A 14385-nucleotide genomic window follows, 5' to 3' on the forward strand; every position below is an offset into this window, starting at 1 on the left:
GGAATGGGAGATGATAGGGCGGCAACCTTGAACACAACCTTCTCAAAGTGGCAATTAGGGTTGCCGATTGACGAAAAAAGTCTGACTTTTCCGATTTGGGCGGGGGGCTTCGGGGATGTTCATCCCGGGCCCGGGCTCTTCGGAACCGTATCACGCCAGCCACTCCTTGCTGCAAAAAATAAGGTGCCATAAGGCACCTTATCTGGATGGGTTTTTTACGCCCTTTTATCGCGGGCAACCGCGAGCCGCTTCACAATTTACGAATTCGTCGCGGCTCATCGGTTAATCTTGCGCCGCATCAGGCGAAGCAGGCCCAGATGGGAGCGTGGTCGGAGGGTTTCTCGATGCCGCGCAGCTCGTAGTCGATGCCGGTCTCGGTCACCTTGTCCTTGAGGGCGTCGGAGGCCATGATGAGATCGATGCGCAGGCCGCGGTTCTCGTCAAAGCCCTTGGAGCGGTAGTCAAACCAGGAGAAACGCTCGCACTCGGTGGGATTGGCGGCGCGGAAGGTGTCGGTGAGGCCAAACCCTTTCAGTCGCTCCATCCATTCGCGCTCGATAGGCAGGAAGGAGCACTTGCCATCCCGCAACCAGCGCTTGCGGTTCGCTTCGCCGATACCGATGTCGAGATCGGTGGGGGAGATATTCATATCCCCGATCAGCACCAGCTGGTCGTCCGGGGTGTGGTTGGTCTCGAGGTAGTGCTGCAGATCCTCGTAGAACTTCTGCTTGGCCGGGAACTTGGTCTCGTGATCCTGACTTTCACCCTGCGGGAAGTAGCCGTTCATCACCTTGATGAGAGAGCCGTCTTCACGTTCGAAGGTGGCCATGATCATCCGGCGCTGGGCCTCTTCGTCATCGGTGGGGAAGCCTTTCTCCACCTTGACCGGCTTCTGTTTGCTCATGATGGCGACCCCGTAGTGGGCCTTCTGGCCGTGAAACTCCACGTGATATCCCATGGCCTCCACATCGGCCAGCGGGAAGGCTTCATCGTGCACCTTGATCTCCTGCAGGCCGATCACATCGGGCTGGTGCTTGTCGATGATGGCTTGCAGCTGGTGCAGACGGGCGCGCAGGCCGTTGATATTGAAAGAGATGATCTTCATGTCCGGGATGCTCATGTCATTTTTATAAGTGGCTATTGGACTAGGAATCGGCGGTGGATGCAAGTTCGGGGGCTGTGACTGGTGCAGCTGCTTGGTAACCTGTTCACGATCCGTCGCGAGAGGCTGTCAGCAAGGTGAAGCGCAGCGCATGAACCGGATTGTATATGTATACATGAGCACTCTTGGTTACAAAAAAGCGAGCAGCACATGAGCCTTGATCACAGCCTCGCAGTAGGATCGTGGACAGGTTTTCAGCGGGTCATCTTTTTGACGAATACCACCACAAACAGCGCCAGCGTAAAGCTGCCGGTGAAGGCTTCGAAGGCGGCAAAGATCCTGGAGAGCCCGACCGGAGTGAAGTCGCCGTACCCCAATGTGGTGAAGGTGACCACGCTGTAGTAGAGGCATTCGAGCAGGAAGATGGCATTTTGCTCGAGAGGGGCACCGGGCTGGTAGATGAGGTGCTCGCCCTGAAAATGCAGTCCGCAGAAGAAGTAAAAAATGCTGCAGATAAAGATGAGCAGCAACGAGAAGAGCACCACCCGCATCGGGGCCTCGCCATAGCCGCAGAAGAGATCGACCACCCAGGAGGTGAAGCGCTGGGTCGACCAGAACGGCAGTTGCAGGCGGCGCATGGTGAGCTCCTGCTGGATATAGTTGCCGGACATGGTGAAGATCCCCTGTGCCTCGGAGGCTTTGCGCAGATCCCGGTAGGTCTCTTCCGCCTCCTTGAACCAGATGCGCGCCTGTTTGGGATCCCGTTCGCGGCGCCCCTTGCGATCCTGCATCACCTGTTTGCCGGTCTGCATGTTGTCGAGCCGGGTGTTGTGCCAGCGGATGCCGAGCAGATTGACGTCATCGAGGGTGGCGCACTGGAGGTTGGCATCACTGAGATCGGCCTTCATCAGGCTACCGCCCTTCATGCGCAGGCCGTAGAGGTGACCACCGCGCAGGTTGGCGCGATAGAGGTTGCACTGCTCCAGCAAAAATCCCTGATCGGACTCCTTGTTGACCAGATTGAGGCCCGCCAGATTGGCCCGTGACAGCTGCAGGCCGTGGCAGAGTCCGCCTGCGCGAACGTACTGTTCAAGCGCCTCGGCGGTGTGGGCTTCCTGATGGGTATGGTGGGGATCATGCCAGTGGCAGAGATCGTGCTCGCCAGCCTCTTCACTGCAGTGGCGGCCATCGGCCACCAGATAACGACACATCGCCATCTTCGTTTCCCTCGCATTGCCGAACTGGTTTCAGCATAGGCGGGGAAAAGGGGGAGCGGCGGCGTCTTAGCTGAACTGGTTGAACTCCTGACGCAACTTGCGAAAACGCTCCTGCTGGGCCGGGTTGAGGGGGATGCCGTCGAGCACGTCCAGGGTGTCTTTGCACTCGGCACCAAATTCCGGGCTCTTGCGGTTTTTCTGCATCAGTTGCAGCAACACCTGGATTTTGTTGAGAGCGGCACCGGTATTGGCGGGAGCGCGGCGCAGGGCCTCGCGAAAATGGCCGAGGGCCTGCTCCAGCTCGCCGCTCTGATAGGCCTTGATCCCCAGATCGTTGAGCTGCTGGTAGCGCTGACGCCGCTCCAGCACCGTCTTGTCATCGCGGGTTGCCTGAATGCAGGTGGTGAGCAGCCGATCTTCGTCCTCCGCCAGCAGCCCTTGCAGGCTTTCGGCATATTCAAACTCGCCGAGCTGGTAGAGGGCAAGGATGGTCTCGCCAAGCAGGGCGGGGGGCATGGTGGCCGGTTCATCGAGCCAGTTCTGATTGGCGCGATAGAGCATCTTCTTGCCCTTGAGCAGCTCCCCCAGCGCAATCTGCACCCGGGCCTGACAGATCTGCTCGAACACCGGGTAGTTGAACTCCGACATCATCAGCGAATCGCGGATGCGCGACAGGGCAGAATTGACCTGCTTTTGCAGGTTGGCGATGTGGTAGCTGTCGTTGCTGTTGAGGGCGTAGAGGGTCAGGGTCTGTATATAGGCCCCCAGATAATGGGGCGTGCGGTGGATGGAGTTGCGCGACAGGTCGATCAGCGACATCAGCACATCTTTGGCCTGGGCGTAGTCGTGACGCTGCAGGCACACCTCCGCCAGCCGACGGGAGAGTTGCACCGACTGAGGGGAGATATCCACCGCCCGTCTGAGCTCCTGCTGCGCCTGCTCGTCATTGCCAAGGGCCAGCAGGGATTCTGCCAGCCAGAGGTGAGCCTCCACCATCAGCGGGGTATTTTTGAGGGTCGCCTGCAGATGGCTGACCGCCTCTTCGTGGAGCCCCAGGGTGTTGCACGCCTTGCCCAGTGTCAGGCGGGCCCAGCTGTTCTCCTGCCCGGCCAGCAGCTGGCGCATCAGGGCGCGTGCCTCCTGCGCCTGACCCAGCTTGAGGTGGGTATCGGCCTGCAGGCAGCGGCAGTAGTTGGCAAAACGGGGCACTGCATCGGCCCGCTCGGCACAGGCGGTAATGAGGGCTGCCAGATTGTCATCGGCCAGCGCGGTAAAGACGCTGGCCAGGGCGTTGCGCCGGGCGAGAGCACGCTTCAAGCGAAACGAGAACTGCTCCTGAGAGAAGGGCTTCATCAGGTATTCGTCGGGCTCGGCTTCCAGCGCGCTCAGTACCATGGCGCGGGAGCTGTCGCCACTCAACATGATCACCACGCTCTGGGGCGGGATCAGATCTTTGTCGCGCAGGCTCTCGAGCAACTGGCGGCCATTCTCGCCAACCCCCAGATCGTAATCGATGAGATAGATGTCGAAACTGCCCTTCTGGCAGCGGCGCCGCGCATCCTCGGCGGTATTGGAGTAGGTGATGTTGCTGATACCCAGATTGAGCAGCATCGCCTTCATCATCACCTGAAACGAGCGCTGCTCATTGACCATCAGAATGCGTTGTGGCTTGGCTGGGCTCTTTTTTTCTGGCTCTTGTTCAGGTGTCTGCATCTGTCTGGGTCGAGGCGCTGCGGGCTGATGGGAGAAAGTGTGCCACCAAAGCGCCCGAAGAGGCAATTGGCCAAGTTGTCGATTGCGAACCATCTCCGTTTGTCCGCCTTTTGCCCGCGATGAGTGAAAGAAAAAGGCCCTGTTGCCAGGGCCTTGAACTCACCGTTTTTTCTCTGCCAGATAGGGAGCAAATTGCGGCGTGTACTCGGCCTTGAACCCCTGTTCGGTCTTAATGATGAGATAAACCGCCAGCTGGTGCTGTTTGGCAAATGCCATCCCCGCTTCAGGCCCCATCACCATCAGCGCGGTATCGAGAGCATCGGCCTCCAGCGCGGTCGGGGTGATGACGCTGGCGGAAACCAGCTTGTGGGTGACCGGCTGGCCGGTGGCGGGGTCGATGATATGGGAGTAACGCTGGCCATCCAGCTCGTAGTAGTTGCGATAGCTGCCTGCGGTGCTGAGCGCCATGCCGTTGGGGATGACGATATCGGAAAACGCTCCCGGCTGATCGGAGGGTTCGACGATGGCCACTTTCCATGGCGAGCCCTTGCTGTTGTTGCCCTTGCTGCGCACCGCACCGGCCACTTCGATCAGGTAGTTGTGTACCCCCTTGCCCTCGAGCTGGGTGGCGATTTCATCCGATGCAGCCCCTTCGCCGAGAGTGGAGAGGTCGAGATAGAGATCCGGGATCGTTTTTTCGAGCAGGAAGTGATCCCCTTGCGGGGTCAGGGTCAGCTTGTCGATGCCCACCTTGTGGCGGGCGGCGGCGATGGCCGCCTCATCGGGCCGCTTGACCGGCCGTTTGTCCGGGCCAAAGCCCCACAGATTGACCAGTGGCCCCACGGTCACATCCAGCTTGCCGTCGGTCAGCTTACCGGCTTCAATCCCCTGCTGGACTATGATGGCCATGGCGGGCGGGATGGCAAACGGGGTGTTGGCGGGCCCTTGATTGAAACGGGAGATGAGCGAGCCTGGATCGTAGGTGGAGATCTCCTTGTTCATCCGGGCCAGCAGGCTCTCAACATCGCTTTTGAGGGCGGGCTCCCCACCGGGATAGCTATCGCTCAGGGTCACCACATAGTAGGTGCCCATGGTCTTGCCCTGAATACGGGTCTGGGCAGGCGGGGTGGGCTGGCAGCCGGCCAGCGCCAGCAGCAGGGTCAGCAGCAGGCCGCGCAGGGCCGCCACGGGGGTTATCGCAATCATCCGGCGCTCTCATCTGGAGAAGGTTCATATCGGGGCGCTAGCTTAGCCAAGGGGCGCCCGCCGGGCGAGCCCTGATGGGGGTAATCGGAGGGAAAATGGCAGAAAAAATTAAACAGTTTTGAACCTGTGGCGGGAGCGGGTCGTATCGTCCATCCGTGAGGGAGAGAGTGGCGAGTAGAGCACCGTCTGGTGACCTGGCCCGCAGCTTTGGCCAAAAGCCATAGCCGATTGAAGACAATTGAGTAAAATGAAGGTCGATTTAGACGGCATCTTTGCGAAGCGTTCACCGCATCCGCCAAGTCGTTGCCATCCATTGCCAATCAAAGGAGAAGATGATGAAAAAGGCGATTACCCTGCTGTTTCTGAGTACCCTGGCTGCCCCCGTGCTGGCGGATGAGTGTGCACTGGTCATCGAAGGCAATGATGCCATGCAGTACAACCTCAAAGAGATGAGCGTGCCGGCCACCTGCAAGGAGGTGACGGTCACCCTGAACCACACCGGCAAGCTGCCTGTGACCGCCATGGGTCACAACTGGGTGCTGGCCAGCACCGCCGACTATCAGACCGTGGCAACTGCCGGGATGAGCGCCGGGGCCGAGAACGGTTATCTGCCCAAGGATGATCCTCGTGTGCTGGCTCACACCAAGCTGATCGGCGGCGGCGAGAGCAGCAGCGTCACTTTCAAGACCGACGGTCTGTCGGGCAAGGATCTCACCTTCTTCTGCTCCTTCCCCGGCCACTTCGCCATGATGAAGGGCTCCTTCAAGGTCAACTAAGGCGCTGACCGGCACGAGCCGGTTGCCTCAATAGAAAAGCCGGGATTTCCCGGCTTTTCTATTGAGCTATATATCTGACAGAATTGGCTGGCATCAGACGAGGTTTTTGTTCTAAAGACGCTGGAAGATACACGGAAATGCAATTAGTAAAATTGGTTCTCAGTTGTTGTTTACTCTTGGTGTGTACCATCGCCTTGGCAGCAGAACCTCCGGTAAAGAAAAGTCGTAGTGGTATATGTCATCCGAAAGGGGGGACTTATTACAACCGAACCAAGCATTATATCCCTTATGACACAATGCAAGCATGCCTCGACAGTGGAGGGCGGGCACCCAAACGTTAATCAAATTAGAGCCAGAGTGAAAACTCAGCCAAGTCATAGCATTTGACATTTTTGGTAGCGCATTTTTTCGCCTCGGATTTTAGCCATTCAAATGCAGCTTTTTTATGGCCTTGGCCTTCAATCAAAATGATGACATTTTGTTCAGGAGCTTTGTTTGCACTTTGTAAAAAGAAAGGAAATTTACGGTCTACAGAGCCGGAAACTTGTTGCTGATGAGGCTCAATACGAGTTAACCCATCAATTGGATGGTTAATTACAAAAGCACTGATTGCTTTAAGCCCATAGAGATCCTCGTAAGGAACTCTGCATTTGAATGTTTTGGCGTTAACTAATTTATTATCCTCAACATAACCAAATTCATTCAAAATCTCTCTAATTCTTTTCTGTAGTTGTTGATTACTTTTTTCTTCTTCAGTGGTGAGTTCTGGTGGTGTTTCGAATCCATCAAGTGTGTATTGCATAGGATCTCTCATCACAAAAGCCATGAGAGACCCATATTACTCCGAGATATATAACTTTCAATATTCGTGAGTAATTTTTAACCGCGGCAGATCCTATTTGAGAACATCCTGCAGGGTAAAGAAGGCGATGGCGGTCTTCTTCTGGCATTCGAAGTGAATGCTCTCTTCACCGGTCACCACCAGCGTCTCGTTGATGGCCACCTCTTTGCCCTGCACGGCCAGCTGGCCGCTCAGCAGGTGACAGAGGTAGGTCTTCTCTGTCTCGAGGGTAAGGGTCAGCGGGAAGGGGAGGTTCAGTACCCGCACGTTGGCGCTGATGCGATCCGGATGGTAGATAAGCCCCAGATCGGTCACCTCTTTTTTCAGCAACTCGCAGTGGGTCTCCTCATCGCCGCTAAAGTGCGCCGCCTCGAAGGTGGCGTAGGGGTGACCGTTGAGCACAAAGCCTGCACCGCTCACCGGCAGCAAAATGCGCTGATAGCCGGGAAAGGGGGAGAAGGGGCCCGCGCTCTTGATGGGGGCCGAGCTCAGTCGATAGTCAAAGTCGAGTTTGGCAAGGCTGCTCCCCTTGGGGGAGATGAGGATCTGGCTGGTGGTGCCCTGCTGGTTTTTCCAGGGCATCTTCTGGTGGTCAGACTCTTTAATCAGGGTGATCACGGGCACTTCCTCACGATAAAAAACGCAGGGAGCCGGGGACATCAGCCCCGGCTCCCTGATAGAGAGTGGTGATGGTAAAGGCGATCAGCCCTGACCATCCAGCGCAGCCAGCCGCGCTTCCATGGCGGCGAGACGGCTCTTGAGCTCGTTCACCTCCTGCTCCAGCTCGCTCAGACGGTCGGCGGCAGGGGAGGCATAGGCCGCGGCGGGAGCGGCATCCATCATCGCCTGAATATCCACTTCGCCGCTGAACAGGTGGGCGTAGCGGGATTCGCGCTTGCCCGGCTCGCGCGGCAGCTTGACCACGTAGGGGCCACGCTCGATGAGTTGGGTCAGCACCGCATCTACTTCGGTGACATCATCGAAGCTGCAGAGGCGGTTGGTGCGCGAGCGCAGCTCCCCCGGGGTTTGCGGGCCGCGCAGCAGCAGTTCGCAGACGATGCCGAGCTCCTGGGCACTGAATTTCAGCTCGCCAAATTCGGTGTTGCAGAATCTGTGCTGATAGCGGGGCACCCGAGCGTTGAAGCCTGCAGTGTTGACCACCAGCCGCTTGCGGATCAGCTCGTCTACCACGGCGCGGATATCGAGCTCGGAGAGCTCCAGCACCGGCTCGCGGTTGCTCTTCTGGTTGCAGGCGTTGACCAGTGCATTAAGGGAGAGGGGGTATTGATCCGGGGTGCAGATCTCTTTTTCAATCAGACAGCCGATGACGCGGGCTTCCAGCGGGCCAAGTACTAACTCCATTTCCTACTCCCTTCCAAATCGAGACATCAAGAGCCCCTATCTTAGTCATGGTCCGCGCCGCGTCTAGCGTTGCGCGCCATTTTTGCGAGCTGATCAGGGGGTTGGCGAAAGGCTCACCAACGCCACAGGCCTCTGCTGTTTATCGCTGCCCCTGATAGAAGCGCGCCTTATTGGCATACATGGCATCGTCAGCCACCCGGCTCAGCTCCGCCAGTGGGGTCTGGTCGCTGCTGCTCCAGCCGATGGCAAAACGCAGCGGGAAGCTGTGCTCCCCATGTTGCACGATGGCGTGCTGCTGGCTTGCCTCCAACCTGCCTGCCAGCTGCTGGCTGGCGAGGTGATCCGCCTCCGCCAGCAGAACGAACTCGTCGCCGCCGATGCGGAAAATCTTCTCATCCTGACGGCAGAGGGTGCGCAGCTGGCGAGCCATCTGGATCAGCAGGGCGTCGCCTGCCTCGTGCCCATACTGGTCGTTGGTGCGCTTGAGGCCGTTGAGATCGAGCATGAAGAGGGCGAGGTGACGCTCGGGATGGCGTGCCAGCACCGCCTGATAGTGATGGAAGGCCTCTTCGAACGCCTGCCGGTTGGGTAGCCCGGTGAGGTTGTCGGTGCGGGCGACCCGCGCCAGCTCGTCGGTGAAGAGACGCCCCTCGATGCCCACCGCCAGCTGCTTGGCAAACAGCCGCAAGATGGCCCTGTCTTCGGACTCCAGCCCTTCGGCGCTCACCATCAGATAGCCAAACAGCACGCCGCTCTGGCTACCGGGCAGGGTCATGATCTTCCAGAGTGCGTTATCCCACTGGCATTCGGAGTGTTTGACCTCCTGATCCATCAGTTGAGTCAGTTTCTCCTGCAGTGCATCCCGCAAGGGGGCATCGACCCCCTGGGTCAGGGAGTAGTGGGGTTGCCCGTCTCGGCGGATCACCAGTCCCCAGCGGTGGCCAGGATAGAGCTGCGAGAGCTGCAGCAGGGCGGAGCTGGCCAGCTCGGCAATATCGATATCCAGCTGCTGATGCAGACCGAACTGCAGCCAGGATTGCAGGATATGGCGGCTGCGCTCCTCCCGGCTCAGGGCCGAGCGCAGGGCGGTCGTTTGCGAGGCAACCTCTTGCTCCAGTTCATCGTTGAAGCCGAGCAGCCGCTGGTTGAAGGCCTCTTTCTCGCTATTGGCCTGCTGCAGCTGTTCATTTTGTTGATAGAGTGCCCGCACCTGATCCGAGATGGTGCTGGCCATCTCCTGCAGCAACTGGCGCACCTCGTCGTACTCCACAAAGCGCAGCGGCGCCTGCCGTTGCTGGTAATTGCCCTTGCCATAGCTGCGCACCAGCGCGGCCAGCGAGCGCAGCGGTCGGGTGAGCCAGCGGGTGAGCCAGACGCAGCCGATGGCCACCAGCAGCAACATGAGGGCGATGCTGACGGTCAGCAACTGCTGGGATTTATTGAGCTCGCTGACCCTGTCATTGCTGTAGCTGTAGAGGGTGATGGTGGGGGTGATCTCCTGCTCCAGCTGGGGCCAGCCAATGGCCAGGGGCTGCGCCAACTTGCTTGGCTCCCTGTCATCCATGGCGTTGGCGCTCTGGTGAGCCCCTTCGTAGAGACGGTTCTCGCCCTGGGAGATCACCAGATATTCGCTCCCCTTGAGATAGGGTTCCAGCAACTGGGCCATCTGCCGCCAGGGGAGAATGGCCATCACGAAGCCGGAAGGGGTCTGCATCACCCCAGCGCGCTGGTGGTTGCGATAGATGGGGGCCACCAGTGCCAGCCCACCGCTGCGGTTTTGCTCCATGTCGTCGACCAGCACGGGATCATCGACGGGCAGCAGCAGATGCTTGCCCTGTTTTGCCTCGCGGGTCTTGCCCCAGGCCATCAGCTGCGGCATCAGGTTGCTCGATTCGAGGTGGGAGGCCTGGCCATTGATGTACTCCACCACCAACCCCTTGTCATCGATGAGGTAGGCCGAGGTCAGCAGGCTGTTGGATTTGATAAAGGTGGCAAGCGCCAGCCGGGCATGGCTGGAGAAGAGGAAGTTGTCGAGGGCCTGATGGAGCACCCGATCCTGGCTGAGCTGATTGAGCTGGGTGCCGATCAGCTCGCTGCGAAAGCGGGCCTCGCGGGTCATGCTGGTGAGGGCCCGCTCCAGCTGCGATTGCTCGCTCTGGGCGATGATCTGGTGCTGGCGGATCAGCAGCACAGTGCTGGCCAGCAGTGCCGGCAGCAGGGCGACGGTGAACAGGATGATGATGAGGGTCGGGCCGAGCCGAAAGGTGCGATGTTTCATGGTGTTTTGACCTGCCGGTACTGCTGATCGGCCAGCTGCTGCATATAGCGGGCGGTGTCGGCGGCACTGATCCCCTCTTTAAAGCGCTCGAACCCTTTCTCCATCGCTTGCCAGGCGATGGACATGGCGCTGTCGGAGGGCATGGGGGGACTGAGGGTGAACTGCTCCAGCAGCACTTTTTCCTGAGGCGTGGGACGGCGGCTGATGGCGGTAAAAGCCTGCTGATTGACCGGCAGCAACGCCCCCTGATGATAGATGAACTGCTGAATATCCTGACGCTGGATAAAGGCCATCAGTGCCTTGATGACGGGTTGCCGATCCTCATCATCCATCGCCCAGCGGGAGGCTCCCATCACGTAGGCGCCGCTCATGGAGTGCATGGAATGGCTTTGCCAGCGGGGCAGCAGGGCGACACCCAGCTTATCCCCCATATTCTTCACCAGATCATTGAAGGCCCAGTCCCCATTGATGAGGTAGGCGCTTTTGCCCTCATTGAAGCGGGCGAGGGCGGTGTCATAGTCGCACTCGGGATCAACCCACTGTTCGCTGGCGACGGTGCGGTAGGCCTCCAGTGCCTGCACCATGGCCGGGCTGTCGAGGGTGATGCGCCCTTCGGTCACCGGCGAGCCGCCAAAGGTGTGTAAAAAGGCGGCGAAGTAGTACATGTCGTGATAGGGCCAGCTGACGGGGTAGACCCCCTTGGCCTTGAGGGCCGGGGTGATAGCAGTCAGTTGCTGCCATTGGGTCACCGGAGTCGAGACCAGCGCCTTGTTGTAAAACAGCATCAGATGGTTGCCCTGCATCATGGGCATGCCCCAGCGTTGCCGATCCAGGGTGACATAACGCAAGGCGCTGGCCATCAGCGCGGGGGAAAACCACTCGGCCGGGAGGGGAGCGAGGGTCATCTGGCGATAGAGGCCGATAAAATCGGAGGGGATCAGCATCAGATCGGGCAGCCCCCTGGCCTGAGCTGCCAGCAGGAGATCCGCCTTGATCTTGCCCGGCTCAATCTGGGTGACCCGCACTCTGTGGTTCCCCTCCTGATTGAAGCGGGCGATCACGTCGTCGATCACGTAACCGGCTTGCTGGGAGTGCCACAGCTCCAGTTCAGGCTCCTGAGCCTGCAGGGGGTGGCTCAATGCAAACAGGCAAAGCAGCAAGAGATGATAAAAAGATCGTTTTCTGCTCATGTTATCATCACCGTTATTCCCTGAATTCCAAGGGAAAAATGTAACAAACTACCGGCAAGATCGGTAGGCTCGGGTGTCAACTAATTGACTGAAAAAACAAAAAGCCCGGCGCGTGGGCCGGGCTGGGGGATAAATTGCTTATCCGCATATTCTTCGAGGCATCTATTGTGGATGTTGTTTGAGGATGTCGTATATCTCCTCTTTCAGTTTGAGTTTCTGTTTTTTCAGATCTCTCACCTCGGCGCTATAGTCGCTGGCGTGATGCTTTTCCAACTTTCTAATCTCCGCATCCAGGTCGTTGTGCAAGTCAAACTTCTTCTGGAAATGGACATCACTGCTCTTCAGTTTCGAGATGAGTTCTCTGTACTCTGGGAACATGTAATGGAGCCTCCTTGGTTTCGTTTGATTGTGCCTGTAAGACCAAAGCTACCCCTTAGTGCCGGGGATAAATGTGATCCTGATCGGATTTGGGGGCAATGATTTGGAGTATTCGGCGGGATATTTATAACTTGTTGAATCAAAACAAGATAAGTGATTTATCAATCTGAATGGTGAGCCAAACTGTGCGACAAGTCACAACAGGGGCAGTGTTGGTGTGAGGGTGCAGGATCAAAAAAGGGGCCGAGTGGCCCCTTTTATGGATGCAGGCAACGTTACTCTTTCTCTTCGTCCGCCTGCTCTTTTTTCTTTTTCTTCTCGGGCAGCGGCTTGCCATCGCGGTGGATCACCTTGCCCGCTTCAAAGCCAATCTGGGCGGCCAGCTCTTCCAGATCCGCCGACTTGGCCTGATCCCCGATGGCGTAGCGATAGTTGGCGATGGAGATCTTTTCGGCCACCGGCGTGCCCGGGACGATAGGCTCGCGCCAGCCCTGGCCGATGTGGGCCACCAGGGTGCCGTTCATCAACAGCTCGCCGACGATCTCCTGGGTCGGATTGCCCTTGCCGTAGGTGAGACCCTGCGGGTGCTTCTTGCCGACCAGCGGCTCGTTGCTGGCGGGGATCAGCTTGGTGCGGATCAGCCACTTGGGCTTTTTGGTGTTGCCCACCGCCTTGCCGGTCTGGTACTCGTTGATCTTGATGGTCTTGATCATCTGGGCCATGAAGTCCTTGGTCAGCGCCTTCTGGGCGTCGCTGGTTTCATCGATGGCGATGGGGGCCACATACCAGGTCTGGGTGGCTTGAGCCTTGGGAGCGGCAGGGGCAGTTTGCGCCATGGCCAGGGGGCTGAGCAGGATGGCAGCCAGCAAGAGTCCTATCTTCTTCATTGTGATTCCGCTTTTGTTTCAACAAGAATTTTGTTTTGCCAGCGACGACTGCGCCAGCGCCAGAACATGGCCAGACCGCGCACCCACTCGTCGCAGGCCAGCGCCAGCCAGATACCGACCAGTCCATAACCCTGCATGATACCGAGGAAATACGAGAGTGGCACGGCAATTCCCCACATGGAGAGCAACGCCATGTAGAGGGGGAAACGGGCATCCCCGGTGGCCCGCAGGGCGTTGATCACCACCAGATTGAAGGTGCGGCCGGGTTCGAGGATAAGGCTGATAAGAAACAGTTGCGCCACCTGGGTGATGATGTCGGCATCATCGGTAAAGAGGCTGATGATGGTGTGGCCATTGAGGGCCGCCGCCACGGCGATGACGCAGGTGACCGCCAGCCCCAGCTTGAGGCTTTTGAGCAGCTGCTGATAGGCGCGATCGAACTGTCTTGCTCCCGCCAGATGGCCGATGATGATCTCGTTGCCAAGGCCGATGGAGAGGCCAAACAGCAGGATAAACAGGCAGATCTGGAAGAAGTAAGATTGGGTCGCCAGCGCCTTGTCCCCCAGCAGTCCGACAAAGGCTGTCACCACCATAAACTGCAGCATCCAGGAGAGGTTCTCCCCTGCCGCCGGCAGGCCGATATGGAGCACCTTGCCCAGCATCTCCCGACTGGGGTGGACGATATCGCGCACCACCAGTCGAATGCCGGTCTTGCGGGCCACCAGCCACACCAGCAGCACCACGCCGACCAGTCGGCCAGCGACCGTGCTGATGGCAACGCCAGCGACCCCCAGCTGGGGCAGGCCGAACCAGCCGTAGAGCAGCAGCAGGTTGCCGACGAAGGTGATGAGGTTGACGATCAGGGTCACATACATCGCCTGACGGGTGTGGCCGTGAGCGCGCAGGGTCGCCGCCAGACAGAGGGCTGCCGCTTCCGGTAACAGGCAGAGACCGATGATCTGCAAGTAAAGCGTCCCGTCGCTCATCAGATTGGCAGGCAGGTTCATCAGCGCCAGCATGGTGCTGGCCCCCGCCATCACGCCGATGGCGGCCACCAGACCGATCAGCAGGTTGAAGCCGATAGCGGTGTGGATCACCACCCGACTCTTCTCCCGATCGCCGGCCCCCAGATACTGGGTGATCACCACGCTGGTACCGATACTGACGAAGCTGAACAATGTGATGGCGAGATCGAACACCTGATTGCCGACCGCCAGCGCCGCCACTCCCTGATAGGAGACGTGACCCACCATGAAGGTATTGAGGGCGCCGGTCAGAAAGTGCAGGGCGAGATCGATAAAGAGCGGCCAGGTCAGCGCAAATAGCGTGCCCGGGCCTGCGTGGGATTGAGATTGCATGGCATGTCCAACAGCTGGGAGGGCACGGGGGAGTGTCCTCTGGGGGCGCATTTAACACCAAGGCCAAGGCCGGTGCA

14 protein-coding genes are annotated in these 14385 nt (G+C 58.7%); 2 read left to right on the forward strand and 12 right to left on the reverse strand.

Annotated elements, in window-relative coordinates; genetic code table 11:
* Positions 1-298: 298 nt before the first annotated feature.
* The 4 genes from xthA to ACTG1K_RS10600 all read right to left on the reverse strand — a co-directional run bounded on the left by xthA (position 299) and on the right by ACTG1K_RS10600 (position 5238).
* Entirely contained in the window at positions 299-1105 is an 807-nt protein-coding gene (gene xthA / locus ACTG1K_RS10585) for an exodeoxyribonuclease III (protein ID WP_005337776.1), read from the reverse strand.
* A gap of 251 nt (positions 1106-1356) precedes the next feature.
* Positions 1357-2319: an ion channel gene (locus ACTG1K_RS10590; RefSeq protein ID WP_440005276.1), complete on the reverse strand. Its 963-nt coding sequence runs from the start codon at positions 2317-2319 to the stop codon at positions 1357-1359.
* A 66-nt stretch (positions 2320-2385) separates the two neighbouring features.
* Positions 2386-4032, reverse strand: coding sequence for a tetratricopeptide repeat protein (locus ACTG1K_RS10595; RefSeq protein WP_440005278.1), 1647 nt, complete (start codon positions 4030-4032; stop codon positions 2386-2388).
* A gap of 159 nt (positions 4033-4191) precedes the next feature.
* Complete coding sequence (locus ACTG1K_RS10600) at positions 4192-5238, reverse strand: FAD:protein FMN transferase (RefSeq protein ID WP_440005280.1); 1047 nt, start codon at positions 5236-5238, stop codon at positions 4192-4194.
* Between the two features lie 335 nt (positions 5239-5573).
* On the opposite strand from ACTG1K_RS10600, the gene azu reads away from it, so the two are divergent.
* Positions 5574-6014 (forward strand): azurin, encoded by a 441-nt coding sequence (azu, locus tag ACTG1K_RS10605; protein ID WP_440005282.1) that lies wholly within the window; start codon positions 5574-5576, stop codon positions 6012-6014.
* Positions 6015-6151: 137 nt separating this feature from the next.
* Positions 6152-6355, forward strand: coding sequence for a hypothetical protein (locus ACTG1K_RS10610; RefSeq protein ID WP_083249997.1), 204 nt, complete (start codon positions 6152-6154; stop codon positions 6353-6355).
* Positions 6356-6360: 5 nt separating this feature from the next.
* Here ACTG1K_RS10610 and ACTG1K_RS10615 read toward each other — a convergent pair whose 3' ends face one another.
* From ACTG1K_RS10615 to ACTG1K_RS10650, 8 genes are all read right to left on the reverse strand, one after another.
* A complete protein-coding gene (locus tag ACTG1K_RS10615; protein ID WP_069529010.1) occupies positions 6361-6816 on the reverse strand; it encodes a PD-(D/E)XK nuclease superfamily protein in 456 nt (151 codons plus the stop codon).
* 93 nt (positions 6817-6909) lie between these two features.
* Positions 6910-7473, reverse strand: a complete 564-nt coding sequence (locus ACTG1K_RS10620) for a HutD family protein (RefSeq protein ID WP_440005284.1) — start codon at positions 7471-7473, stop codon at positions 6910-6912.
* Between the two features lie 84 nt (positions 7474-7557).
* Entirely contained in the window at positions 7558-8217 is a 660-nt protein-coding gene (locus ACTG1K_RS10625) for a YceH family protein (RefSeq protein WP_064336484.1), read from the reverse strand.
* A gap of 139 nt (positions 8218-8356) precedes the next feature.
* Entirely contained in the window at positions 8357-10495 is a 2139-nt protein-coding gene (locus ACTG1K_RS10630; protein ID WP_440005286.1) for a diguanylate cyclase domain-containing protein, read from the reverse strand.
* Positions 10492-11685 (reverse strand): sugar ABC transporter substrate-binding protein, encoded by a 1194-nt coding sequence (locus ACTG1K_RS10635; protein ID WP_440005288.1) that lies wholly within the window; start codon positions 11683-11685, stop codon positions 10492-10494. Before ACTG1K_RS10635 ends, ACTG1K_RS10630 begins: the two co-directional genes overlap by 4 nt.
* Before the next feature lie 162 nt (positions 11686-11847).
* Complete coding sequence (locus ACTG1K_RS10640) at positions 11848-12063, reverse strand: YdcH family protein (RefSeq protein WP_005337763.1); 216 nt, start codon at positions 12061-12063, stop codon at positions 11848-11850.
* Between the two features lie 275 nt (positions 12064-12338).
* Positions 12339-12950 carry a hypothetical protein gene (locus tag ACTG1K_RS10645; RefSeq protein WP_257686632.1) on the reverse strand — a complete coding sequence of 204 codons (612 nt, stop codon included), beginning with the start codon at positions 12948-12950 and terminating at the stop codon, positions 12339-12341.
* Entirely contained in the window at positions 12947-14308 is a 1362-nt protein-coding gene (locus ACTG1K_RS10650; RefSeq protein ID WP_139477704.1) for an MATE family efflux transporter, read from the reverse strand. The genes ACTG1K_RS10645 and ACTG1K_RS10650 overlap by 4 nt, the downstream gene beginning before the upstream one ends.
* Positions 14309-14385 lie beyond the last annotated feature (77 nt).

It is taken from the genome of Aeromonas sp. 102P (assembly GCF_051920345.1).
Lineage (GTDB): Bacteria > Pseudomonadota > Gammaproteobacteria > Enterobacterales > Aeromonadaceae > Aeromonas > Aeromonas veronii.